Source organism: Microcoleus sp. Pol17C6, assembly GCF_036701145.1.
Taxonomy (GTDB): Bacteria; Cyanobacteriota; Cyanobacteriia; order Cyanobacteriales; family Microcoleaceae; genus Microcoleus.
This window is the reverse complement of record NZ_JAUBQH010000018.1, coordinates 46,023-70,348: the sequence shown is the minus strand read 5'-3', so window position 1 is coordinate 70,348 and position 24,326 is coordinate 46,023. Positions and strand designations below refer to the sequence as shown.

Genomic DNA, 24,326 nt, shown 5'->3' with positions numbered 1-24,326 from the left:
GTTTTTGTCACAGGCGACCGCAGCTTTAATAATGTGATTATTCTACATCGAAGAGTAGTGGTTCAGTAGGGCAGGCATTGCCCGCCTTACAATCGATGAATCTAATCCCAGGATTGCAATTGCCCAACCCAATGCTGCACAAAAGCAGAAATGCGATCGCGCCGAGTTTCAAAAGTAGCAGCAATCCAGATAAACACAATCCCAAAAGCCAAACCAATCGCCCATTTAATCAGCGGATAATCGAAAATCAGAACCACCAATTGATAGAAAACATTGATTAAAAATACAGCCGTTCCCACAAACAAAAACGCCCGAACTCGCAGCGCCAAACCGGCTGCAATCGCCACTAAACTAAAAGCTCCTGCAACTAAACCGTGGCTTTGCTGAGTCAAAAGAGGCATCCCGCAAATCAGCGCAGTTGCGAGCATTCGCAGAGTGTGGCGCAGCGGTTTTTGTGCTGGTAATTTGAGAGTGCGATCGAACTGAATAATGTAAAGTAAATAAAGTGCTAAAGGAGTAACATAAAACTCTGCCTGAGTCAATCCTATTTGCCAGAACCACCGCAGCATTATCCAGTCAATTATCGCCGCACTCACATAGGTAAAACGGACTTCCTGCCTTTCCCAAGCTAGGAAAACATAGAAGGCGGCAGCTATCAGCAAGCTAATCGGATAAAACTTATACGGACTTTCCAAAATAGTAATTATTGGAATCACCGAAGCAATTACCTGCCAAGGTTTTTTTGACCAACCCCAGTTGTCCCAAGGCAAAATGTAAATGAAATAGGCTAATAGGGAAGCGAAGGCAACTTTCCAAGGCCCCAGCGGCCCGGAAATATACTTAACTAAAGGTGTATTGATCCAGTAAAGCCGGATGCCAAAGGCTTCTAGCCAACCTAAGTAAATCCAAATTTCTGCCCATTGGCGATCGAGATTATTTCGCCCTTGCAAGAAAGCATATTGAACTAATAAACCACCAGTAACTAATCCTAAACTTAGGCCGGACTTAATATCATCGGCCGAAGCCCAAATCAGCAGCAAACTGCTCAAAACCCAATGCAGGTGAGCAAATATTTTTAACTCTGCATTAGTTAAATGTAAATAATTGCTGAGCCAAGGAGATAAAATGCGATAAATATATGTTAAAGTTGTGCCGAGAGTGGCCAGGACAATTAAGCCGTCGCCAAAAGCTCCTCCTGGTGTTTGAAAAAGTTGATAGAGTAGCGATTCGTAAGCAGCAAGGGACACGCCAATTAATCCTAAATAAACCAAAGGTTTGAATTCTGGTTCCCGCCTACCAATGCCGATCGCAATTAAAGACGCACCCAACACAGTTAAACCAGTCCAATTCGTCAAAGTGTGCGATCGAAAAGTTAAACCCAATACCCCATATACCAAAGGTATAAAATCAATGCTAGGTAAAATTGTTGGATCGGGGTGGCGGCGCCGCCACACATCACCCAATAATTGAGTAAACAATCCCAGAGCGATATTAGCAACTGCTAAATTAATCGTAGTGCGATCGACAAAACTCAAACCCACTGCTGTCAACAACTCCAAACTCCAAGCCAGAGCATAAATTGCCAGAGGGGAAAGTTGACGTAAACTTCGGAAAATAATCGCAGCCATTATCACCAAAATAGCAGCCAAAACTTCAGCAGATGGTGGAAAACTCAAGGTACTGTCTGCGTAGAGTTCATAGGAATAAAAAGTAATAGTTGTTAACAGCAAGCCTGCCAGTAAGATTGCCCATCCATCTAAAGCTCGATCGTAAATTTCAGCTAATTGAGAAGGCTCAGGTAGACCCCTGGAAAAACGAACAATCATGCTGCGAACCAACCACATACACAAAAGAGCGATCGCCCCGGCAATTCCCCAATCCCAACCCGACACAAAACCTAATCGAGCGATCGCGGCAGCTACGAAACTCAAGCCAAACCCCACTCCAATCACAGCCGCTGGTAGCTCTACTAAATAGTAAGTATTGACCAACATTAATCCGGCAGCCAAACCAAAACCAATTAACCGATATCCCGGAAAAGTAAAAATTAGAAATTGTGCAAATATTAGGGCGATCGCACTAAAGGTACTGGCAACTCGTTTGTGAGGTACCTCAGTATATTTAGCAACAGCAGTCAAAGCCAAAGGAGTCGCCAGCCATAGCAAACTCCACTGAGGGCGATAAGTTGCAGTACCCGCAATCAAATAATTTTGCAACAAGACAAAGCTAAATCCTGCTAATACTAAGCCTAGATACCAGGAACTTTGGAACCATGCAGGATGCCAGCGGAAAAACCCAGAATTTTCTCGAAAATTCGCCGCTTTCATCCAGACAAAAAATACCCACTCAGCCGCCATAAAAATCAATAATATTGCAGACCAAATATTGGGTGGCTGGTTGGGAAAAAATAAGTCAATTGCCGAAGCGATCGCGCCTAAACCAATAATGTGAGTTATGGGAAGCAAAATTGCCGGATTTCCCGGTTGTTCAGCCGCAAAAGTCGGCATGGAAACTCGCCGGGAATTATCGGGAATTAGGTATTTCCAAGTGATCCAACCTAAAATTAAAGCAGAGACTAATAAATTGAGCGATCGCCAAAACGGATTGACAAAACTAATAATAGTTAAAGCACTCCCCAAACCCAGAGCAAGGTTTTCGCCAAAACTGGCAAGTTGAAACTTTCGCTTGCGGTAGAGCCACTGCGCTGCACTTACCATTAAAATTAAATAAGGCAACAGCAGAACACCCCAAAAAGCCCAAGGAGTTTCCTGAGAGTTTGTAAGCTGAGCTAAAAATGCCACAACTTGTGTTCTAATCCCTAAAGGAAGCACTCGCCAAAACAGCCAAATACTCTGAAGTCCCACCGCCTCCAGCATTAGCAAATCAAACTCTTGCCAAAACCGCACTAAACGGTTATAAAAAAACCAAACAGCCAATCCGCTAACGGCGATCGCCTGTAGCGGAATGTCGCGAAAACAAACCAGCCATCCCAAACCCAACAAACCCATTCCCGCTAATTGCCATTTAAAAAAATTGCTGGGATTTGGCTGGTCGGATATATTGTTTTCAATAGTCCCAGATGGCAGGGGTTGCTGCCAATCTAGCCATGCTAAAAGCACGCCACAAATCGCCAAAGCTAAACCCATTTCAGCGATATTTACATCCTTGACAAATATCGCTCTACCCAGTAAAATTCCTAATGAATAAGCTACTAAAGCAGCTTTTTTGTAAGTCAAAAAATCTCGGCTTAAACTGAAAGCAGCGGGGAATGTTTCAGTATTTCCCCCACGTTGGATAGATTGCAATCGTTGTTGCTGAACTTGATAAACTGTAGTAGCAGCAGTTCCCACTGTACCCACATAAACCGCAGCCAGGGAAAAGCCGGCCACTGCCCACCCCCAGTGCAAATAACTCAATCCCAAGTGATTTAGGGCGATCGAGCGAGTGATGTTTTTTCCTGAAAAGCTTTGATATTGATCTTTTATAATCCGGGCAGTTATCCAAGTCAAAATAAGTGCCGCTGCGATTGCTACCGCCCAATCCCAAGGATACCGCCACAATCCAAAAGTATCCATTGCCCAAAAATTGATCGGCACTAGCAACAGGGTCACTTCTTGCAAAGTTTGAGCAGTCAAGTGCAAATTATGCTGTCTGTTTGCCCAACTGCTAATCGCCCAAAAGGTTAAAGTATAAGCTAATAAAACTCCATATTGTCCGGCTGCAGGAAATCTTTCCCACTGACTGGCAGCTAAGACTCCAGAGGAGACAACTACCATGAACACTCCTAAAAACAACAGCCACACCACGCTAATTTCTGCCATTAGCGAGTGCAAAATTTGAGCTATAAAATTAGGGGTTTGAGTAGTTTCTGTGGGTCTAGCAACGCTTTCTCTGCTGCTAGGTAATGCTTGAGGCGTTGATAAGGCAGGTACTTTTGGCTCGGCAATAGGAGCTGGCGGGTTCTCAATTTCAGAAAGGTCTACAGCGGGATCTCTGAGTGGGCAGACTAAATACTGCCCGCACAATTCCTCAACCTCAGCGGGCGAAAGTAAACCTAGCCGCAGCCACGCATCTAAACCTGTCAACAACTCAGGATGCGACGCTAAGACGCTCAATTCAATTTTGCTCGATCGATCTTTGGGAGACGACATTGGCTTAAACTTGTACTAAGTACCTTCAAGCTATAGCCTAGATTAATGTCGAGCCAACATGGCAACATTCCGCCATCGCAATTGGCACAATAAGTATTTATAACTAAAGATCTGTCGCAGCCAGTGTCAAACGGTGCAAAAATCCCGCTGATGGGCGTAAACGAGCGTCCATCAGCGGTGAAAAACTCCAAATTAGGACACAGCAGCGGTTTCCTTACTGATCGACATATTTCAACAAAGTGTCCACACTAGCATTGTGGTCTATGAAAGAAAACAAATGTTTGAAGATGAGTTTTCCATCTGCACCCAAAACAAACTGAGCCGGCAAAGGAGCACCTAAAGCCTGACCGACTTGATAAGCCCGAAAAACTTGACAGCCTGGATCAGAAAGCAGAGGCATTTTCAAGCCTAAATCTCTAACCACAATTTGGCTTTGGCGATCGTCGGTACTGGCAACCATCAATAATTCTATATTGCGATCGGCAAATTTTTCCCAGTTTTCATTCAAAGCTTTAATGTGAGGAAAACAGAAAGGGCAATATTGCTTTTCAGTAAAAATCCGCGTAAAAGCCAGAACTACCGGCTTATCGCCCCGATAATTCGACAGCCGCACCAATTTGCCATTATTAATATCCGGCAATTCAAAGTCGGGCGTCATCTGTCCCAGCTTCAGAACATTACTCGCCGGAACAGGCAATAAATTTTGGAAAAACCGCTCATTTAACAAGCCGCTAAAATTAGTAGAAGTCAGCATATTTCCTAATTGGGTAATTGCTAATTGCTAATTGGTAATTAAAAATCCGGTTAAATAAATGCCTCTGCGGGTACGGACACGGCAGCGCCGTGTCCGTACAAATATAATGTGCTTAAACCGCAGCAAAGAATACCTTAGACTTGACTGGATCGGGAGTCATAGTCTTGTCACCGGGCTGCCAGCCGGCGGGACAAACTTCATCGGGGTGAGACTGGACGTGTTGGATAGCTTGCAGAGTGCGGAGAGTTTCGTCCACGTTGCGGCCGAAGGCAAGATTGTTGATAGTAGAGTGTTGGATGATGCCTTCTTTGTCGATGATGAACAGACCTCTGAGGGCAACGCCTGCTTCTGGGTCGAGGACGTTGTAGTCTGAACTAATTGTTTTTTTGAGGTCAGCAACTAAGGGATAGTTGAGGTCGCCGACACCGCCTGATTTGCGGTCTGTTTGTATCCAAGCGAGGTGGGAGAATTCGCTGTCAACGGATACGCCGAGGATTTCGGTATCGATTTTCTTGAAGTCCTCGAAGCGATCGCTAAATGCTGTAATCTCAGTCGGGCACACAAAGGTGAAGTCCAAGGGGTAGAAGAACAGGACTACATACTTTTTGCCTTTATAGTCTGACAGTTTAACAGTCTTGAATTCCTGATCCACTACGGCTGTGGCTGCGAAATCGGGTGCAGCTTGACCAACCCGGAGGCATTCACTGGTCATAGATTTTGTTTCCTTTTTTACGAACTGTTACAAATATATCATACTCATAACGACTACAAGTATCTTCTCGCTCAATCAAAAAAAACGCTCTCAAATTTGAGAGCGCAGTTTTTTTGATTAAATAATGGCTCAGGCGGGATTTGAACCTGCGACCTTGGGCTTATGAGTCCCCTGCGCTAACCACTGCGCCACTGAGCCAAATCTACTTCACGATTTACTATCGTAGCACGGTAGGGCTAGCTATGTCTTGCTTTAAAACAACAGTATTTCTAATAGTTGACCGTAAAAGTTATGAGTTTTGGTAATCATTCAAAACCCATAACTTCCGACCAGTCGTTACCGAGAAGCGCTGGACGCATCGTCGGGCAGTAAAGCCATGGGGTTGATAGCACCCTGTCCGGCGGGATGAATTTCAAAGTGCAAGTGCGGCCCGGTACTGAAGCCAGTGCTGCCCATTTCTGAAATCTGTTCCCCTTGAGCGACTCTCTGACCCTTTTGCACCAAAATTCTGCTGTTGTGGGCATAGACAGTCTCAGTGCCGTCAGGATGCGTAATTTCCACCAGATACCCGTAGCCGCCGTCGTTCCACTGAGCATAGGTAACCACCCCGTCTGATGCTGCCACAATTGGCGTGCCGATCGGCCCTGCAATATCAATTCCTTTGTGCATCCGTCCCCACCGCCAGCCGTAGCCCGAAGTAAGAACGCCCTTAGACGGCCAAATAAACCCCTTAGCCGACTGTTGTTTGCCGTTAGGCAGATAGGTATCAGGGCTAGAAAGCGGAGGCAGTTCTGGAGAAACCATGCGTCCCAAAGACGGGTTGCTTAGGGGATCGTAACCGTCGGCTCCCAAAGGAGCAGTTGCTACCACAGGCTGCTGCCCAGCAGAGGTCGGCGTCAGGTTGATCGGTTGCAGTTCCGCTGCGCGAGCGGGGTCTAAACGCTCTTGCTGCTGCTTCTGAACCTGTTCAGACCACGCTCTCGATGGCGGTCTGCTGATTTCATTCTGCACCGCCTCAGTATAGTCGGGGGTGTAAAGATATGGATTGACACTTGGCATATCCTCAGACGGGTTGACCGAGGACCCGTCATTTGGAGCCAGGGACACCGCATTGGGGCCGATCGAATTGCGCGAGGCACGATATTCCTCTCGCAGCCGGACAACTTCTGCCCTCAATCGTTCGGAATAAGGGTTGAGAGCTTCTGGGGTAGGGAGAGCCTCCGAATTCGACTCTGGTAAAGCGCTAGTTGGATCGGCATTTGAACCCTGAGCGCTAGTATTTGCCACGAAGCTGAGCGGCTGCGGGTATTCTCCCGTAGCGATGGCGGTAGCAGTTGCACTGGCTGGCCCAGGCAGGGCACTGGTGTCAACTGCACCTGTAAATGTTGGTTCGCCTTGAAGAGCCAGCTTCCCTGGATCGCGAATCGTTTGGGAAACTTGAGTGAGCGGAATGCTGTTAATTTGGGGAACCATCGGCGCTGAAATATTGTTCAGACCTTCCAGGTTCTCCAGGGGAGATACAACAGGCACTTTGGGCGCGGGTGCTGCAACGCCAGCACCTGCTATTTCCGAGGTAGACGAGCTGGGGTTCAAAGATGCGGGAACCGAACTCGCTGCCCAGACAGATGTAGAGTTGGAGGCAGAATAAGATGCTGCCACCTCCACCCCTGGATTTTTAAATCCAACTTGGGGAATTTTGAGGCGTTGATTGACATTCAGCAAGTTGGGGTTGCCGAGCTTGTTGACGGAGATCAGATCTTTGGGCGATACGCCGTGACCTTTGGCGATCGCATCTAGGGTATCTCCCGGACGCACGCTGTAGAGAACCTCAGCCGGCGTGGCGGTACTTCCCGCAGGGGGGACTACCACAGCCGAGGGCAAACTGGGTGTTGCCAAAGACTCTTCAATTGACTCGAATGCTCGATCGGGCGATGCTGCTTGACCTCCCCCGGAATTGGGAATTACAGGTGTGGCATCGAGGTCAGGAATAGTTGTCCCAGTTGCATATCCGGGGGAGGTCAGCGTCGGTGCTGACTCGGGCAAAAATGCCGCAGGTGTAGATAAAGTTGCTCCCCCCTCCGACCCGAACATAGTTCGACCCGATTCTGTGGTGCGGTTTTCCTGTTTTTTCAAACTGTCGATCGCCCCGTCTGCATTCGGGATCTCGATCGAACTTTGTTCCGGTACCGTCGTAACCAGCGGGGTCGCTGCAGTTGATGGCAGCGCTGTCATGGCTGCACTATCCAATGGCTCGGAGCCAGTCAGATTTAACTCTTGTTCGGGATTGACCGTCGCTGCGCGCTCTAGCGAAGCCGATGTGCTATAGCCGGCGTTCTGTTGTGGTGTGGCTTCCGTCGCAGTCGGAATTCTGAGCTGTTGGCCAACTTGGAGTATGGTGTCGGGTTGGATGTCGTTGGCAGTTGCTAGTACCAACGGTTCAACTTCATAATCCCGAGAAAGCTCCCAAAGGCTTTGCCCCTCCTGCACCTTAACCGTCGCCGGCTCAGAAGGTGTTCCGGGCTGTTGGGCCTTGGAACCGTCAACTTGTGCGGACGTAGCGGACCCGTTGGCCGATACTGGCTGTACTTCAGCGGTGGATTCTGATGTCGGTGCGAGTTCAGACGCGCGAGCGCTGTCTCCATTTCTCGGTAGCAGGATGCCAGAAGCACCTACCGATATTGCCAGCCCGATTGTGGCGAGAGAGCGAACTCTGCCTGTGCTGAGCGTTGTCTGTTTGGATGGTTCCGCAGAACCATCTCTGTCGATTTCACTAGCCTGAACAGGCTTAATTTGGGGATATGTTCGTTTCAAAAAAACGACCTCCTACTGAGAAGCGCTAACTGTCCTTGGAAACACTCAAGGGGATCGCATGACGCTGAGTTTAAATCAACAAGCAAAAATATTCTGATTGTTGACAGCTATCATGCTTAGGCCAGATTACCTTGCTTTTTTAATTTAGACAAGCTCAAACCGTCATAAATTTTAAAATTCTCGGTCAAACCTGCTGCAATTAACCCCACAAGCCTTACACCGCAATAGCTGGAACGAATACATAAAATCTTCGTTCCGGTAAGGCTCTGAACTCTCACCTATTATCAGACTTTAGGCTAATTTCCGGACAACCTACAACCGTATATTTACTAGATATAGTGTTCAGACCCAAGCTGGTACTCGCTCACGCCCTAAATCGCTAAAATCCTCTGTTTTTGTTGCTGAATCATCTTGGGAGTAATTTGGTGTTGCTGATAACAATCTGTTTTTGAATGAATAAAATATATTAATGTCGGCTATCTAGATTTTCACCCCTTTGATACAAATTTCTTATACTTAAATGGAGATTTGGCAGCCTCCGCCAGCTATTAAATATCTATATATTTATGTGTTGATAATGATTTATCCCAGCTCTCCCAACTGTCGTTTAGCCTCAAATAAACCCACAGTGGCGCTGACGGAGAGGTTCAAACTCCTGACTCCAGGCTGGCTCATCGGAATAAAAAGTGTGGCGTCGCAGGCATCCAAGACGAATTGGGGAATGCCTACAGTTTCCGAGCCAAACATCAGCCAGTCGTTGGGCTGAAATTGGAATTGCGCGTAATTGCATCGCCCGCCAGTGCTGAATCCGATCGATCGTCCCCCGCGCTGCTCCCGATAGGCCTGAAAAGCCGCTAAGTCTTCGTGGCAGTGGAGGTTGACGTAGGGCCAGTAATCTAAGCCTGCCCGTTTCAGGTAGCGATCGCTAATTTCAAACCCCAGCGGGCCCACTAAATGCAGTTCTGTGCCTGTGGCAGCGCAAGTGCGGGCGATATTGCCAGTATTTGGGGGGATTTGCGGGTGAATCAAGACAAGTTGAGGCATGAAGCTAATTAAAAGCGAACAATACAGCTATTGGGAAATTTATAAAACCACCCACAGGTAGATATACCTTATAGCTTTTATTTATAACCTTTGTCGAACTCCATTGATTAAATATTCTGATTTGTTTTTGGGAGTCGCTCTGCAACTTTTGACCGGGAAGTGCGGGCTATTTGTATTGGCTGAGTACGCATAGCCAGGGGGCTAGTGAAAGCCCCCGTTATAATAACGGCGGGTACTTCAGGCAACTAACTGGGCGCACAAGTTGTCTTCTAGCTCCCATTCTTGGTGAGCCATCCCCTGAATCCCTTGCAGAATAATACTGCGGGTGTCCGAACCGCCCTCGTGTAGCTTCAACCACTGCTGGGCCGTGTTGCCTTCCCGTAGAATCTTTTTGAGTGGCGAGAGAAAGCAACTAAAGCCGCGTTTTTTGGCGATAGGCCACACTTCGCGGTAAATTTCCTCAATCCAATCTCGTGCCAGAATAGTCCTGCCGTCTTGCCAGTGGGTTAGTGGAGCATCCAAACTTTGCCGGGATGCAGCAATTTCGTTGGCGTCTGTGAGAGCAACTAAGTCTTGGTTGCGGGTGGCCGCCGGTAAGGTGCTGAGTTCTAAGGGGTCTAAGCTGGGGTCTTCCATCATCTGCCAAATGCGAGCTTCTAGTAAGGCAGTGATGGCCAACAAAGCCAGAGGATTGACTTCGAGGTCGCAAATTCTCAGTTCGAGGCGGTTGAGACAGTAGGGGCGACGATCGCCATTTGGTCGCACGGCAGACCACAAATGGCGGACGTTTTGCATGGTGCCGAGTTCTAGCTGTTCTTCAGTCCACTGAATGTAATGCTTGTGACTTTCAAACAGGGGGACGATGGCGGGAGTTTTGGGAAACAAACCCCACCGAGTGGAATGATAGCCCGTGACTTCGCCGTCGAGGAAGGGGGAAGAGGCGCTCAAGGCAAGGTATAGGGGTGCTTCTACGCGGGCGAGGCGGATGGCGCGCATCAGCATTTCTGGTTGGGAGATGCCGATGTTGATGTGAATGCTGGCGGTGACGACTTTGGTGCCGTAGGTTTGCTCGATGTAGGTGTGGTAGGGGTTGTTGGGATCGGATCTGTAAAATCGATCGCTCCCTCCGAGAGACAAGGTACTTCCCGGCAGCAAGGTATAGTCGCCCAATTGTTTTAAATACTCGCGCAGCCGAACTCGTGGCTTGACTAAGGCGCACAGCAGGCGATCGTAGCTGCACAGCGGGGCGGTCGTGTACTCCACATTGCGGCTATCAGGCTCCCGGACAAATCCCTCTAGATCGGCGACTATGCGATCGGAGAGACCGACAACCTCACCCTCGGGAGTGCCGGTATACATTTCTACTTCAAAGCCTTTTGATAGCAGCACGTTTGTTCCTCAGCTAAGTTGAGTGCTAGTTTCTAGTATCCCAAAAATTGACCTGTTCATACTATCTTCCACGAGGCAGAGTTGAAATTTTTCGCGACTGGCACTGAAACCGGGTTTTTCGGCCCTAGCAAGTTTGAGCGTTTGTGTGTTAGTTGCGATCGGGCTGCCGCGACAAATACTGCCATCACAAAAAGTTTCCGAGGCGGTTTTAAAGTCAAAAAGGCTGTTTGTTCGATCGCGGGCCTGTTTCCTTCGGCATTCGTGACGATCAAACTTATGCTGAATAGAACCTACTCCTGCCTCAGTTCGACATCGGTTTTCTGCCTTGAGGGGGATAGCCGCAGATATATCTGGGGTGCGATTCTAAAAGAGGGCTCTGCAATATTTTTGAGCTATAATCTTAACCCCTAAAAATCCCTGTGAAAGAGCAAGAAAGAACCCCTCCCAATTTTTGGAATATGCTAAGCAATTTAGCCTTAGTCCGGTTTTTGCTTTTATTTGCTTCTGGTTGGGCTGGACTGCAACTTTTAACTTACTTTGAAACAGCAGTGGCGGTTTTCACTATTGCTGCACTCGTGGCTTTTTTGCTCAACTATCCGGTGCGAACTCTCCAGAGATTTTTACCGCGAAGTTTAGCTGTCGCCTTCGTCGTCCTGCTCACCATTTTAGTTTTTGGCGGTCTCACCGTCACCGTAGGCGTCACTCTTTTATCTCAAGGACAGCAATTAATTGACAGCATGACTGAATTTGTGAATGCTTTAGCGCCTCTGTCCGAGCGCATCGAAGCATTCCTGCGGGCGAGAAACCTGCAAGTTAACCTGCGAGTTATTGAGGAACAACTGCGAAATCAAGCTTTGGCTGGAGTTGTATCGAGTATTGCTTTTTTACAAGTATTTTTAACCAATTTATTGAATTTAATATTAATTATGGTAGTGGCTTCTTTCATGTTACTTGATGGAGAGAGGCTGTGGCTGTTAGTTCTCAAATTTATACCTCGACACCTGCATAGGCGTTTAAGTGTAACCATAGAGAAAAATTTTTTAGGATTTTTTCAGGCACAAATCCTATTAATGTTATTTTTGACAACAGGAAGTTTTTTAATTTTTCTGCTGTTAGATGTGAAATTTCCCTTAATTTTAGCCTTTATGATCGGATTGTTTGATTTAGTTCCAGGGATCGGAGCGACGCTGGGGATTAGCTTAGTTTGTTTTATTGTATTGTCTCAAAATGTGTGGCTCTCTTTAAAAGTATTGGCAGCTTGCATTGTTTTGCAGCAAATTCAAGACAACTTTATTCATCCGAGACTGATGCAAAATTCCCTTAACCTAAATCCGGTAGTGGTATTTTTTGCACTGTTAGTCGGAGCAAGATCAGCAGGACTTTTAGGTATATTTCTGGCAATTCCGCTAGCGGGAGTGATAGTTAGCTGGTTTGACATTGAAGAAATGCAAGCGGAAGGTTAATTGATACATCCCTCCTATTTTATATCAAATCCGGCTGAAAAATTCGGTTTTAACCTGCAGACTCGCAGTCCCATGATACAAAAACTCTCCTGTTCCCAAAGCGCAACTAAAATTAAAGAGTAAAAAGTAACTTAGGGTACACCTTACTGCGTCAACTTAATGAATAAATTGCAAGTCAGTAGGAAATCTTTCTTCTTCTGGTTCTGGATCATAAATGTAATCGCAGTCAAAACGCAGAGCTTGAGAGTGGCGACTGATAGAAAATCCGCAATTACTCACCATTTCTGTAGTAAAAGTTGCCATGACTAACTCAATTAGCCTTCTGTAGGAAATGTTAGGTAGTTGAACGTAATAGGTGCGTCTGGCAAAAAAGATTCTCTCATCTTTCGGGAGAATTATGCCATTAATTCTGTGTGCGTGTTGAATCGGCTTGATATAGGTTTCAATAAACTGCGACTGATTTTTTTGCAGTCTCGCTAATCTTTCGTGTTGCAACCAGCTCATTTGAAACACAATTTTAATAAATTCAAAACCCAAAATGTAGTTAAAAACATTATTACGTTCTTCTGTACTCAAGACGAAGCGGAGTGCAGATTCTAAATATTGGTCAGTTTCTCGGCGCGATTGTTGAGCTGAGTGGATATAAAATTGTTTGATGTAGCTTCTTAAATCTGATTCGTTTAATTGTTTTTTGACCCGAAATCTGATTAAATACTCTTTGACTCGGTGTAGAGTATCTACATCTTCAAACATTTTTGAGACTAAACCGTCGGCTGTATAATTATCTAAAAATTCTGCTTGCAAGTCGGGAGTAGATGCACACAATATGTAGCAGAGGGACAAAACATAGCGCCGTTGGTTCCAAGGCAAGCTTTGGGCCCATTCTTTAACTTCTACAGGGAGTTTTTGCAGCACGGTATCTGTGTGGGGGAGTTGAGCAAGGTCGGCATATTTATGTTTTTGTTTAATCATTGCCTGAAACCTTATATTAGTAAGTATACAGAGTAGTAGATCGCAGAGGATGGGAGAGGGGAGCTGCGAGGGAGGGCTGCCACTTATTCTGTCTTATTTTCTTGCCATCTATCTAAATATACATTCTGGATGCAACAGAGGGCGTGATCTGTCTCACACTTTAGCTAGTTTTAAATCACAAATGCTAGCTCTTCGCATCACATTTTGCGACTGTGAGTGTCACCCATAAAACTTATTCACGTCACCGGAGTAACAGTGGGTTTCGTTGAGGATTAAGTCGAGTGACTCATAAGTTTTTGTTAGTAATTATTACTGAGATGAATCATGAACTTGACTACAAGTATTTTCCCGAAAAATCAGTGCCAAAACTTAACTTTTTGCGATCGCCTCGTGCAAGCAGTGCGGCAGTGACTTGATAGCACTGCTGGGGGAGAGCCGCCAGTAACTCAGTGGTGTGCCAACTTATACTCGCCCGGTGTTCTTGTGAGAGAGATATCTAGTTATGGGGACACCATTTTTCCCATATACTGCCTATGTGCAAACTTAATCCTGTGTATGAGGAATTAATTGGGTTAAGCTGTTGGTCTCTCTCGTTTTGGGGTGGGGTCAGCCAGAACAGATACAAGTTTCCGACAAGAGTAGTGAGCAACCCCAAGTTTTAGCTCCTAGTTCCAACTCCCAGATTTATCTGTGGAGTAAATCTAACATCTAAAATCGACTGAGGTATGCGGCGAAGATGTAACCCTGTACTGCTGATTGAGGGGTGTCATACCTCGATCGCCCATTGATATCAATTATTTATGGGGTCTGTCGCTCTGGTAGTTGCGAGAGCCATAATTTAAGCCATAATTGTTGATAATATCAATGGATGCCTGTCGATAGGAGTGGGTATCAATCGTGGCGCTTAAGCCAAAAATAACATCAAACGGTAGCAACAAAAACAATAACTATAAAAATAATTTAATAATCTACGTGGGCTCAGGGAAGTGAATATGTTTAACGCAACTGAACTGCTGATTAAGGCTTTTGTCAATCGCCTGATTGAAGGCTACCGCCACACTTACGGTGGGTTTAAATCTGACTATGGTGAGATTATTGCTTGGGTGGCGAGTATGGCTTTAGAAAATATTGCTAATAGCGATGCTCTTTACCACAATGTCGAACACACTATTTTAGTAACCTTGGTGGGACAAGCAATTCTGGGTGGGAAGCACATCCGCGAAGGGGGTGTTTCCTGCGAAGATTGGCTGCACTTCCACATTGCTTTGCTCTGTCACGATATCGGGTATGTTAAAGGTGTCTGCCGACAAGATAGAACAGATTTAGGACTCTATGCGACGGGAATAGGCGACCTGAAATTAACGCTGCCTCCGGGGGCGACGGATGCTAGTTTGATGCCTTATCATGTCGATCGCGGAAAAATGTTTATTGACGAGCGTTTTGGCAGTCACAAACTGATTGATGCTGAGCTGGTTAAGCGTAATATTGAGCTGACTCGTTTCCCAGTTCCTGCTGATGAAGATTATCAAGATATTGTAAATTACCCGGGTTTAGTTCGGGCTGCTGATTTAATTGGTCAGTTGAGTGATCCACGATATTTGCAAAAGATTGCGGCGCTGTTTTACGAGTTTGAGGAGACTGGGCAAAATCTGGTTTTGGGCTATCAGAATCCGGGGGAGTTGCGGGATGGTTATCCGAAGTTTTATTGGAATGTGGTTTATCGGTATGTGAAGGATGCGATCGGCTATTTGGAACTGACGCAGCAGGGGAAACAAGTGGTTGCTAATTTGAGCGCGAATGTTTTTCGGGTGGAGCATTCTCAGGTTCCAGAGTCTGCGGTGGCTGTAGTTAGCTAGGGTTGGGGTGGATGTCGGGCGATCGCTCTTTTCAACTGATTCGCGGTCAAGGTTACTTTAAGTTAAAACCTATAATTGCTTTGACAATTACTGATGTTGAAATGTTTGACAATGACCAAGAAGTAATTTCTCATTTTGTGTTTACTGATAAAAACAGTTTATTTGATTATGTCGATCCATAGATTGAACTGATATTTATCGAATTGCCCAAATAAAATAAACAATTGGATGAGTTAGAAACTTTGACTGATAAGTTGATTTATTTTAAGAAAAATGCTCCCCGCTTGGAAATAGTGCCGTCAACAATGGAAACAGTATCGGAAATACAGCAAGCCTTTGCGATTGCCAATGAAACTAATTTGAATCCAGAGGAGTTGGCATATTTAGAAGAACACGAAATGTTTATTCTCGATCAGCAGGGTGTCTTGCTCAAGGGAATTGAAAAAGGCATCGCACAAGGCAGAGAACAAGGCATCCCAGGAGGCAGAGAACAAGGACTCGCGCTAGGAATGAGAGAAAAGGCTCTATAAATTGCTAGGCAACTTCTCAATGTCCTTGACAATCAAACCATTAGTCAAACTACTGGTTTGAGCGTTGAAGATATCCAAAACTTGCGGGAGGAATAGAAGGAAGGGAAAAAGTGCGATCACACAATGAGTGCACCTTTTCTCGTTAACAGGCTCAGCCTGGTAGCACTGGTTTTTGAAGCTCTGCCTCTGTGATTGAGAATTACGCTAAATATTAACTCTCATCCACCTAATACTCAAGGATGAGCCTGCCCTCTCTCTAAAGGAAGATTTCATTAAACGAGTAAATTCCGTATGATGCTCTAAAAGTCAGTTAGAGGGGAAAGCTATCTCCGACTGTAGCTCCGAATAACTGACCAATCTTACAATATAAAAAAATACATCTCATGACATCAGTCACTCCAAATCAAACTTCCTCTCAATACGAAGTTAGCGAACCAGAAGAAAAAATTGACTCTCTGGTAGAAGAAGTTAAGCCAGAAAGCGAACTCGATTTAGAATTTCTCTACACCAGAGACATTGAATTCCGACAAGAAACAATTTATTTCATTGTAGTCGATCGCTTTTACGACGGCGACCCCGCAAATAACGAAGGCCCCAACCCAGAACTTTACGATCCCGAAGGCAAAGATTGGGGTAAATATTGGGGCGGCGACTTGCAGGGAGTTATCGACAAACTCGATTACTTAAAAGATATGGGAGTTACCGCAGTTTGGCTGACTCCACTGTTCGAGCAAGTTGAAGCATTATTTGTCGAACAAGCGGCAATTCACGGCTACTGGACTAAAGATTTTAAGCGACTAAATCCCCGCTTCATTGCCACAGGCGACAATCCTTCTATCAACCAAACACAAGAAACTAAAGATACCGTATTTGACAAATTAGTATACGAGTTGCACCAGCGAAATATGAAACTCGTGCTCGATATTGTCTGCAATCACAGCAACCCAGATTTTAGTGGTAAAAAAGGGGAACTCTACGACGACGGCGTAAAAATAGCTGACTTTAACGACGATGAAGATGACTGGTATCACCACTACGGCGAAGTCACAAACTGGGAAGATGAATGGCAAGTCCAAAACTGCGAACTCTCGGGTTTAGCAACTTTCAACGAAAACAATATTGCATACCGCAATTACATTAAGTCAGCAATTAAACAATGGCTGGACAGAGGCGTTGATGCTTTGCGGGTTGATACAGTCAAGCATATGCCTATTTGGTTTTGGCAGGAATTTAATGCTGACATTTTAACACACAGACCTGATGTTTTCATTTTTGGCGAATGGATTTACAGCGACCCTAGAAACGATCGTTCTGTGGAATTTGTCAACGAGTCGGGGATGACTATTTTAGATTTTGGTCTGTGCGTGGCAATTCGAGAAGTATTGGGAAAGGGTGCGGAGGCGGGATTTAAGTTAGTCCAAGATGTCCTGAATTTGGATCACCGCTACTACGGGGCGACGGAGTTGATTACTTTTATTGACAACCACGATATGCCGAGGTTTCAGTCGTTGAATCCCGATCCAGAAATGCTGCGGTTGGCGATAGGTTTAATTATGACGACTCGCGGTATTCCTTGCATTTATTACGGCACCGAACAGTATCTTCACGATGATACCGAAGGGGGAAACGACCCCTACAACCGCCCGATGATGGAAAAGTGGGATACTGATTCGCCGATTTATCGAGATGTGCGGTTGCTGTCGGGCTTGCGGCGGCTGAATCCAGCTATTTCGATGGGGAGTCAGTGGCAAAAATATCTAACTGCTGATGTTTATTGTTACGTGCGTCGCTATCGCGATTCCGTGGTGTTTGTAGCGATGAATCGGGGCAATTCTGTGACACTTAAAGAGGTGGATACTGAGCTGCCTGATGGAGAGCATACGGAGGTTTTATCCCGCCGTAAGTTTGAAGTTAAAGATGGAATGCTGTACAACTTAGAGTTGGGTTCGCGGGAAGTAATGATTTTTAGCCGCGTCGGAGAGCGAGTTAAGGCGAAAACTATTGTGCGGGCGCAGCTTAACAGCGTTAGAACTCAGCCTGGGGAAAGAATTGTGGTGATTGGAGATTGTCCTGAATTGGGGAATTGGGATATTAGTAAGGGCTACCCCTTAGAGTATATCAATACTAATACTTGGTTTGGGGAAATTCCTTTTAATGAAAGTGCGGGGAAGTTGATTTCTTATAAGTATGCGCTGCTACGGGAAGGACTGTCGCCGCTGCGAGAAAATCTGGTTTGTCGCCGCTGGGTTTTAGTTTCGGAAGGGACTGTGAAATGGCGGGATAAGTGGGCGAGTGGACGGGAGTCTTAATAGTTTTGATTTCGGAGTTTTGAGTGAAACCGTTTTAGGCACAGAAACCGGGTTTGATGAACGAAAATACTTCCTTAAGCCTTTCGATTATCTTTGTCAAACCCGGTTTATTTACTAGGTAAGTAACTGCTATGAGATTTAATTAGGAACTGCAACTCATAATTGATGATTTTTTAAATATGACTTAGGTAATAAATAGTTGGGCTTTTTATCTATGTCAGTAAGGTGTGCATTGTGCATCCTGCAGACGTGATTTATGGTGCGCCGAGGCGCACCCTACAGTTTTATTAAAGCGATGATCGCCACTTCTGGGCTAAAACATCGACATAACGTTCGCTGCTGTGCTGGTTCACAACCATTTCGTAGCCGCGCTGCACTTGAGATTCAGCTTCTTGAGGATTTTTTAGCAAATGGACGATCGCCTCCCGCAAACCTGTTGCATCTCCCACATTTACAAGTTTGGCAAGATCCGGGGCAGCTAAATAATCGACCCTACCTTGAGTCCCAGTCATGACGACCGGGCGGCCATTGCTTCCAGTAAAACCTGCACTCCAGCAGCATATTTATAGTCCACCAAACAAACTGCTATTTGGTGCTGGCAGAAATTATCTAACCCTCAGAAAATTCTATCCTCAACTATTGAAAGTGGTGGTGCGGTCAGTCAGTCGATTTTACATTTTATACCATTTTTTTAAAGATGTGATAGACTTGTGTAAAAAGTAAAGGAGAGCATTACAATGTCTGGTCGTCCTCATATAAAGATTACCGAATCTGTAGAAAGTTTGCGAGAAATACTCAAACAGCAAAAAAGAATTCTCGCTTATAACAAAGTTCAAATGCTTTATTTGTTTCAGTCAAAACAAGTAGAAACTGTGCGGGAAGTATCGGCAGTTTTAGGTAAAAGTGAGGCAACAATTCATCGCTGGCTCTTTCAATATAAAGAGGGTGGTATGGAAAATTTGTTAAAACATCGGCAGGTTTTTGGTCGCCCAAAAAAGTTCTCAGTTGAAATAGCAGCGACCTTGCAACAAGAGTTGAGGGACCCCGAAGGATTTCAGAGTTATAAAGAAGTTCATCTTTGGCTCGGGTTGATTAAAGGAATAGCTAGCAGTTATCAGGCGGTATATTCTTTAGTTAGAGGGAATTAAAAAGTAAATTAAAAATTCCCAGACCTCGCAGTGTTTCTCAGAAATTTACGGCAATTAATGAATTTAAAAATAACTTGCATCAACAGATAAAAGCTCTCCTAGACAAAGCTTTACCTCAAGTAAACAAATATAAAAAAGTCACTTATTGGTGTAGTGATGAAACTCGGCTAGGACTACATACAATTCGTCGGCGCAAGCTGACGCTTTCAGGCGTAAAGCCCATTGGGAAGCATCAATGGAAATTTGAGTGTTTTTGGCTGTATGGGGCAGTATCAATCGCTACTGGAAAGAGTTTTTTTGGGAGTTTTCCCATTTAGACAAAGTTTGTTTTGGAGCATATTTACAACTTTTGTCACTACAATATCCTGAGCAATTACACATCATTCAAGTTGATAACGCACCTGCTCATAATTTGGACTCATCTGAATTACCAGACAATGTTATTTTACTATTTCAGCCTCCGGCTTGTCCCGAAGTAAATCCGACAGAAAGAGTGTGGGAATATCTGAAAGATTTTTTAGCTTGGTCGGTGTTTAGTAATCTTGACGAACTCCGCACAAAAGTCAAGGAAATTTTGGCATCTTTCACCGAACGTGTCATTGGTTTTCTCACCGGATGGTCTTGGATTTTACATTCTTTATCTCTATCACATCTTTGAAAAAATGGTATTAGATTTTAGATTTTAGATTGACTCTACACATGATGAATCTGGGGGTGCTCCGTCATGTCTAAATTTTTTTAATTCCACCACTCCTGTCTGGGGCTTGTATAGCAACGGCCCTCATGCTTAGGAAACCGGGTTTATGGACAACCGGGCGCAAATCCTGTACGAATCAAAAACAGTGACTCGCGCCGATCGATTCCAAGGACTTAAGCTTTTATGCTGAAGTTAGCTAAAGCATTTATGTTTAACCTCATGTATATTTCTCCAGAGCAAGACCAAAAAATTCGCTACACCCTGCGCGAGTGCGGTCAAGAAGCTTACAAGCTCGCAGCCCAACCTTTTGAAGTTTGCGAGAAAGGGCCCAACGACTACGTGACGAGTATCGATCAATACCTAGACCGACAACTATCGGCAGCATTTAGCGCTTTGTTTCCTGAAGACGGTAGGATCACCGAGGAAAACAGCGCCTCCAGAGCAGCTTACGGGGCTAATTACCAGCGCCTCTGGTGCATCGATCCCCTCGACGGGACTGAAGAATTTATTCGGGGAAAACTGCACTACGCTTCGATGGTGGGGCTGCTGCTGGAAGGGGAACCGGTGGCCGGCTGGCTCTACGCCCCGGCTTTTGACCAAATGTATTTTGGCGGCAAAGATTGGGGATTGTTCCAAAGTGTGGGAACCCAAGCGCCGCAGCCGATCGCGCTGTGCCCACCCCCGGCTCCGACAGCGCAAAATTGTAAAATTGTTCTCGGAGACAAAGACCAGAAAAACTACGCCCAGGCGATCGCCCAAAGCATCCCCGGAGCCGAATTTTACTCGCTGGGCAGCTTTGGCTTAAAAGTGATGGAAGTTATCTTCGGTAGAGCTGGTTTGTACCTGTATCTCAACGGCAGAGTTAAAGTGTGGGATACCGCCGGCCCTCTGGCTCTAGCAAAAGCAGCCGGATTGGTTTGTTGCGACTTGCAAGGTCAACCGCTGAGGTGGACTAAAGATGCGATCGAGCCGGAAACTCTGGCCCACACACAGTCAATCGCGATCGGCTGGCCGGAATACATAGAACCTCTGTTGGGTAAAGTTCAACAGGCAGTGGCCGGCTTGTAAACCCGTTTAAGATTAAAGAATCTGCCGATTTTACGTGAACCGGGCCTCTGCACCCTTATCATCAATTAAAGGAGCAACAGATTGTTTGTGTTCCCAAACATCGATCGTTCCCTAGCTGTTGGGTGTCGCCTAATCATATTTCCCACCTCCGCGAGTTTGCATGAAGACAGAAGCTTTCAGTGAGCTGTTCCCTCTATTTAAGGGTGCTAACCCAGAAACCTTGGGAGGGTTGCTATCAAATGCCGTCAAGCATGAGTATCCCCCGGGCCGAGCTGTAGTGATGGAGGATTCTTGGGGCAACGCGATTTACTTTGTCGTGTCTGGCTGGGTAAAAGTCCGCCGCTTGTCAAACGATCGAGCTGTATCAATGGCTATTTTAGGACGGGGTGCCTTCTTCGGCGAAATGGCCATTCTGGATGAATCTCCCCGATCGAATGACGTACTTGCTCTATCGCCAGTGCGACTTCTCAGCGTCACAGCTCAGCGATTTATCCAAACCCTGTTTAAAGACCCGCAATTGCACCACCGGATGCTGCAACTGATGGTACGGCGGCTGCGCCAAACCAATCTCCGCTATCAACTCCGCAACCGCCAGCCAGCGGTTAAACTAGCAAATACTTTAGTCGAGCTGGCAGAAAACTACGGTCAGAAAACTGCTGAGGGCAAAGATATCTTCAATATTCCTTATGAAGACTTAGCTGATGTCACAGATATCACCCTAGATGAAACCAGCAAAATTATGGAAAAACTTGATAGTAAAGGTTGGATCAATATCGATCCAGACCGCCAAACTATCCATTTGATCAACCTCAAGCACTTGATTAATTTGGCAAGTCAATGACTGATGTTACTTGTTTGGATACTTCGTCCGCTGCCGGCAACAGTCAGGGGCAACTAACAGCACCGACAATTCAATATTCGGTGGCGATGCCCAATCCTGAATCCCACCTCTTTGAAGTAACTTTGCGCGTGCAAGGTTGGTCGGAGCAGGTTCTGGATTTAAAAATGCCTGTTTGGACTCCCGGTTCTTACTTGGTTCGAGAGTACGCCCGCCACCTGCAAGATTTTAGCTCACAGGTGGGCGATTCCCTACGGGATAGCTACGCCGCGCGTGCTTTACCTTGGCGCAAGCTCAGCAAAAATCACTGGCAAATCGAGACAAATTCCGTGTCAGATGTCACGGTTTTCTACCGCATTTTTGCCAATGAACTGACAGTGCGAACCAATCATTTAGACTCGACTCACGGTTATTTTAATCCGGCGGCTTTGTGCTTTTTCTTGCCCGGTTTTGAGAGCAACTGCTACACCGTAACCGTTGTGCCGCCGCAGCCTGAATGGCGCACCGTTACTACTTTGCCACCTGTTTCTCGCCAAAATCTTACTTTCGCTGCTGCGGATTTTGACACTCTGGTAGACAGTCCTTTTGAGATTGGCTATCACGAAGTGTACGAGTTTGAAGTGATGGGAAAACCCCACCAGCTAGTTGTTTGGGGGAAAGGCAATTTAGAACCAGATCGCACGATTCGAGACATCCAAAAAGTGATCGAAGTCGAGGCAAAAATGTTCGGCGGTTTGCCTTACGAACGCTATGTGTTTTTCCTGCATTTGTCTGGCTCGGGTTTTGGCGGTTTGGAACACAAGGAGAGCTGCACTCTCAACTATCCGCGTTTTGGTTTTCGGGCTAAGGAAAAGTATGAACGCTTTATTCAGTTGGTAGCTCACGAATTTTTTCACCTGTGGAATGTCAAGCGCATTCGACCGAAAGCTCTCGAAGTATTTGACTACGAAAAAGAAAATTACACTCCTTCTTTATGGTTCTCTGAAGGCACTACCAGTTATTACGATTTGGTGATTCCTTTTCGAGCGGGTCTCTACAGCGTGAAAGGTTTTTTCCAAGGTATGGCTAAGGAAATTACTCGCTTGCAGACGACTCCGGGGCGGAACGTGCAGCCTCTGAGCGAGTCGAGCTGGGATGCTTGGATTAAACTTTATCGCCGGGATGCTAACAGCGATAATTCGCAGATTTCCTATTATTTGAAAGGGGAAGTTGTTTCGTTTTTGCTCGATTTGTTGATTCGAGCTAGACACGGCAATGAGCGATCGCTCGACGATGTGATGCGTTTGATGTGGCAGCAGTTTGGCAATGCTAATTCTGCCCAAAATGGCGATTTTGACCTGAAGTCGGAAACAGACGGCAAATCGGCGCATTTGACATCAAACGGAGACTTAAATTCTCCTTCGCTGCCCGCAGAAATAGGCTTTACTCCCGAAGAGTTGCAAAGTGCGATCGAGTCCGTCGCAGGCATCGATTTGAGCGACTTTTTTGCGCGCTATATAGACGGTACAGAAGAGTTGCCTTACAACAAATATCTCGAACCTTTCGGGCTGCAAATTTGGGTAGATGAAACTGACCGAACGCCTCGCATCGGTTGGACGTTGGGCTCGGAAAACGGGCGGGAAATGGTTAAATTTGTCGAAATAGGCTCTCCGGCACAATTGGCGGGAATTGACGCTGGGGACGAGTTGCTGGCGATCGAAGGTTTTCGGGTAAATTCAGAACAAGCGGGCGAGAGGCTTAAAGATTATCAGCCGGGGGACACAATAGAGGTGACAGTTTTTCACCAAGACGAACTGCGGACTCGTCGTGTGACTCTCGCGCCGCCCCGGCCTGGCCGCTACTCGATCGTGCCGGTGGAACAGCCCACCGCTATTCAGAAACAAAACTTTACTGGATGGCTGGGAGTTCCTCTGTCGAAATTGTGACATAAATGAAGGGGAACGGGAAAGAAAAGACAAGAAGGAATCAGGCTCAATTCCTAATTCCCAATTCCCAATTACCAATTTTCAATTCCCAATTACCCATTTTAATTATGCAAACCCCACCTCCTCCATCAATTACGCCCCGCCAGATGAATCTGCTGAGAATTGTTGCCTCGATGGCTTGGGCTGACGGCCAACTCGCGACAGAAGAAGTTGATTTAATGCTCGATCGTTTTTGCAGTTTGTTTGCCCCAGATACCGACGGACAACAAATGCAACAAGAACTGCGGGATTATATTATGCAAAATATTCCCCTTGACGAGTTGATCGGTCAACTAGAAACTCAAGATGAAAGGGAATTAGTCCTGCAACTCGGCTATGAAGTGATTTCATCTAGTTCTCGCACTCCTGACGAACCAAAAATTAACGCTGAAGAAGCCGCAGCTTATCAAAAATTAGTGCAGTTGCTGAATCTTTCAGAGGATGTGGTCAAGCGTATTGAAGCTGAATCATCGGCGGGAGATACTTCGGAGGGAATGATAGAGAAGATGGCTCAAAAATTAGAAAAGTTCATCAAAGGCTAGTTCGGGACTTGCGTGCGCTTGGCTTAAAAACCCGGTTGATTCCTAAATTTCTCGTTACTAAACCTGGAATTTTTCGTA

18 protein-coding genes, 1 tRNA gene and 2 pseudogenes are annotated in these 24,326 nt (G+C 45.8%); 12 read left to right on the top strand and 9 right to left on the bottom strand.

The window, feature by feature from the left end:
* Positions 1-101: 101 nt before the first annotated feature.
* The 7 genes from QUA25_RS11590 to gshA all read right to left on the bottom strand — a co-directional run bounded on the left by QUA25_RS11590 (position 102) and on the right by gshA (position 10,861).
* Positions 102-4,151, bottom strand: coding sequence for a hypothetical protein (locus QUA25_RS11590; RefSeq protein WP_333037758.1), 4,050 nt, complete (start codon positions 4,149-4,151; stop codon positions 102-104).
* A gap of 214 nt (positions 4,152-4,365) precedes the next feature.
* Entirely contained in the window at positions 4,366-4,905 is a 540-nt protein-coding gene (locus QUA25_RS11585; protein WP_333037756.1) for a redoxin domain-containing protein, read from the bottom strand.
* Between the two features lie 112 nt (positions 4,906-5,017).
* Positions 5,018-5,617, bottom strand: coding sequence for a peroxiredoxin (locus tag QUA25_RS11580; protein WP_190663488.1), 600 nt, complete (start codon positions 5,615-5,617; stop codon positions 5,018-5,020).
* 125 nt (positions 5,618-5,742) lie between these two features.
* A tRNA-Met gene (locus QUA25_RS11575) sits at positions 5,743-5,815 on the bottom strand.
* Positions 5,816-5,953: 138 nt separating this feature from the next.
* The gene (locus tag QUA25_RS11570; RefSeq protein ID WP_333037753.1) at positions 5,954-8,428 is read right to left on the bottom strand and encodes a peptidoglycan DD-metalloendopeptidase family protein; all 2,475 of its coding nucleotides are present in this window, start codon (positions 8,426-8,428) and stop codon (positions 5,954-5,956) included.
* 582 nt (positions 8,429-9,010) lie between these two features.
* The gene (locus tag QUA25_RS11565; protein WP_333037752.1) at positions 9,011-9,472 is read right to left on the bottom strand and encodes a tRNA (cytidine(34)-2'-O)-methyltransferase; all 462 of its coding nucleotides are present in this window, start codon (positions 9,470-9,472) and stop codon (positions 9,011-9,013) included.
* A 237-nt stretch (positions 9,473-9,709) separates the two neighbouring features.
* Positions 9,710-10,861, bottom strand: coding sequence for a glutamate--cysteine ligase (gene gshA / locus QUA25_RS11560; RefSeq protein WP_333037750.1), 1,152 nt, complete (start codon positions 10,859-10,861; stop codon positions 9,710-9,712).
* Between the two features lie 419 nt (positions 10,862-11,280).
* Here gshA and QUA25_RS11555 point away from each other — a divergent pair, with 419 nt between their 5' ends.
* A complete protein-coding gene (locus tag QUA25_RS11555) occupies positions 11,281-12,324 on the top strand; it encodes an AI-2E family transporter (protein ID WP_333037748.1) in 1,044 nt (347 codons plus the stop codon).
* A gap of 156 nt (positions 12,325-12,480) precedes the next feature.
* On the opposite strand, the gene QUA25_RS11550 is transcribed toward QUA25_RS11555, so the two are convergent.
* Complete coding sequence (locus QUA25_RS11550) at positions 12,481-13,296, bottom strand: cobyrinic acid a,c-diamide synthase (RefSeq protein WP_333037746.1); 816 nt, start codon at positions 13,294-13,296, stop codon at positions 12,481-12,483.
* A gap of 281 nt (positions 13,297-13,577) precedes the next feature.
* On the opposite strand from QUA25_RS11550, the gene QUA25_RS11545 reads away from it, so the two are divergent.
* The 6 genes and pseudogenes from QUA25_RS11545 to QUA25_RS11525 all read left to right on the top strand — a co-directional run bounded on the left by QUA25_RS11545 (position 13,578) and on the right by QUA25_RS11525 (position 17,991).
* Positions 13,578-13,712, top strand: a complete 135-nt coding sequence (locus QUA25_RS11545; protein WP_333037743.1) for a hypothetical protein — start codon at positions 13,578-13,580, stop codon at positions 13,710-13,712.
* A 96-nt stretch (positions 13,713-13,808) separates the two neighbouring features.
* Positions 13,809-13,958 (top strand): annotated as a pseudogene (locus QUA25_RS29465) (Mo-dependent nitrogenase C-terminal domain-containing protein); the annotation flags it as partial.
* Positions 13,959-14,288: 330 nt separating this feature from the next.
* Positions 14,289-15,152 (top strand): Npun_R2479 family HD domain-containing metalloprotein, encoded by an 864-nt coding sequence (locus QUA25_RS11540; RefSeq protein WP_333037740.1) that lies wholly within the window; start codon positions 14,289-14,291, stop codon positions 15,150-15,152.
* Between the two features lie 11 nt (positions 15,153-15,163).
* On the top strand, positions 15,164-15,334 hold the full coding sequence (locus QUA25_RS11535; RefSeq protein ID WP_333037737.1) for a hypothetical protein: 171 nt from the start codon (positions 15,164-15,166) through the stop codon (positions 15,332-15,334).
* 42 nt (positions 15,335-15,376) lie between these two features.
* Positions 15,377-15,682 carry a hypothetical protein gene (locus tag QUA25_RS11530; protein ID WP_333037734.1) on the top strand — a complete coding sequence of 102 codons (306 nt, stop codon included), beginning with the start codon at positions 15,377-15,379 and terminating at the stop codon, positions 15,680-15,682.
* 383 nt (positions 15,683-16,065) lie between these two features.
* The gene (locus QUA25_RS11525; protein ID WP_333037732.1) at positions 16,066-17,991 is read left to right on the top strand and encodes an alpha-amylase family glycosyl hydrolase; all 1,926 of its coding nucleotides are present in this window, start codon (positions 16,066-16,068) and stop codon (positions 17,989-17,991) included.
* Positions 17,992-18,278: 287 nt separating this feature from the next.
* Here the strand turns inward: QUA25_RS11525 and QUA25_RS11520 are convergent, their stop codons facing one another.
* The gene (locus QUA25_RS11520; RefSeq protein WP_333037730.1) at positions 18,279-18,503 is read right to left on the bottom strand and encodes a glycosyltransferase; all 225 of its coding nucleotides are present in this window, start codon (positions 18,501-18,503) and stop codon (positions 18,279-18,281) included.
* A gap of 225 nt (positions 18,504-18,728) precedes the next feature.
* Here QUA25_RS11520 and QUA25_RS11515 point away from each other — a divergent pair.
* From QUA25_RS11515 to QUA25_RS11495, 5 genes and pseudogenes are all read left to right on the top strand, one after another.
* Positions 18,729-19,797 (top strand): annotated as a pseudogene (locus QUA25_RS11515) (IS630 family transposase).
* Positions 19,798-20,019: 222 nt separating this feature from the next.
* Positions 20,020-20,904, top strand: a complete 885-nt coding sequence (locus QUA25_RS11510) for an inositol monophosphatase family protein (RefSeq protein ID WP_333037728.1) — start codon at positions 20,020-20,022, stop codon at positions 20,902-20,904.
* Positions 20,905-21,064: 160 nt separating this feature from the next.
* Positions 21,065-21,745 carry a Crp/Fnr family transcriptional regulator gene (locus QUA25_RS11505; RefSeq protein ID WP_332985141.1) on the top strand — a complete coding sequence of 227 codons (681 nt, stop codon included), beginning with the start codon at positions 21,065-21,067 and terminating at the stop codon, positions 21,743-21,745.
* The gene (locus tag QUA25_RS11500; RefSeq protein ID WP_333037725.1) at positions 21,742-23,667 is read left to right on the top strand and encodes a M61 family metallopeptidase; all 1,926 of its coding nucleotides are present in this window, start codon (positions 21,742-21,744) and stop codon (positions 23,665-23,667) included. The genes QUA25_RS11505 and QUA25_RS11500 overlap by 4 nt, the downstream gene beginning before the upstream one ends.
* Positions 23,668-23,774: 107 nt before the next feature.
* The gene (locus QUA25_RS11495) at positions 23,775-24,248 is read left to right on the top strand and encodes a TerB family tellurite resistance protein (protein ID WP_333037724.1); all 474 of its coding nucleotides are present in this window, start codon (positions 23,775-23,777) and stop codon (positions 24,246-24,248) included.
* The last annotated feature ends 78 nt before the right edge of the window (positions 24,249-24,326 follow it).

Coding starts and splice junctions, on each gene's coding strand:
- QUA25_RS11590 (WP_333037758.1), bottom strand. CDS start 4,151: ATGTCGTCTCCCAAAGATCGATCGAGCAAAATTGAATTGAGCGTCTTA.
- QUA25_RS11585 (WP_333037756.1), bottom strand. CDS start 4,905: ATGCTGACTTCTACTAATTTTAGCGGCTTGTTAAATGAGCGGTTTTTC.
- QUA25_RS11580 (WP_190663488.1), bottom strand. CDS start 5,617: ATGACCAGTGAATGCCTCCGGGTTGGTCAAGCTGCACCCGATTTCGCA.
- QUA25_RS11565 (WP_333037752.1), bottom strand. CDS start 9,472: ATGCCTCAACTTGTCTTGATTCACCCGCAAATCCCCCCAAATACTGGC.
- QUA25_RS11550 (WP_333037746.1), bottom strand. CDS start 13,296: ATGATTAAACAAAAACATAAATATGCCGACCTTGCTCAACTCCCCCAC.
- QUA25_RS11540 (WP_333037740.1), top strand. CDS start 14,289: ATGTTTAACGCAACTGAACTGCTGATTAAGGCTTTTGTCAATCGCCTG.
- QUA25_RS11535 (WP_333037737.1), top strand. CDS start 15,164: ATGTCGGGCGATCGCTCTTTTCAACTGATTCGCGGTCAAGGTTACTTT.
- QUA25_RS11525 (WP_333037732.1), top strand. CDS start 16,066: ATGACATCAGTCACTCCAAATCAAACTTCCTCTCAATACGAAGTTAGC.
- QUA25_RS11520 (WP_333037730.1), bottom strand. CDS start 18,503: ATGACTGGGACTCAAGGTAGGGTCGATTATTTAGCTGCCCCGGATCTT.
- QUA25_RS11510 (WP_333037728.1), top strand. CDS start 20,020: ATGCTGAAGTTAGCTAAAGCATTTATGTTTAACCTCATGTATATTTCT.
- QUA25_RS11505 (WP_332985141.1), top strand. CDS start 21,065: ATGAAGACAGAAGCTTTCAGTGAGCTGTTCCCTCTATTTAAGGGTGCT.
- QUA25_RS11500 (WP_333037725.1), top strand. CDS start 21,742: ATGACTGATGTTACTTGTTTGGATACTTCGTCCGCTGCCGGCAACAGT.
- QUA25_RS11495 (WP_333037724.1), top strand. CDS start 23,775: ATGCAAACCCCACCTCCTCCATCAATTACGCCCCGCCAGATGAATCTG.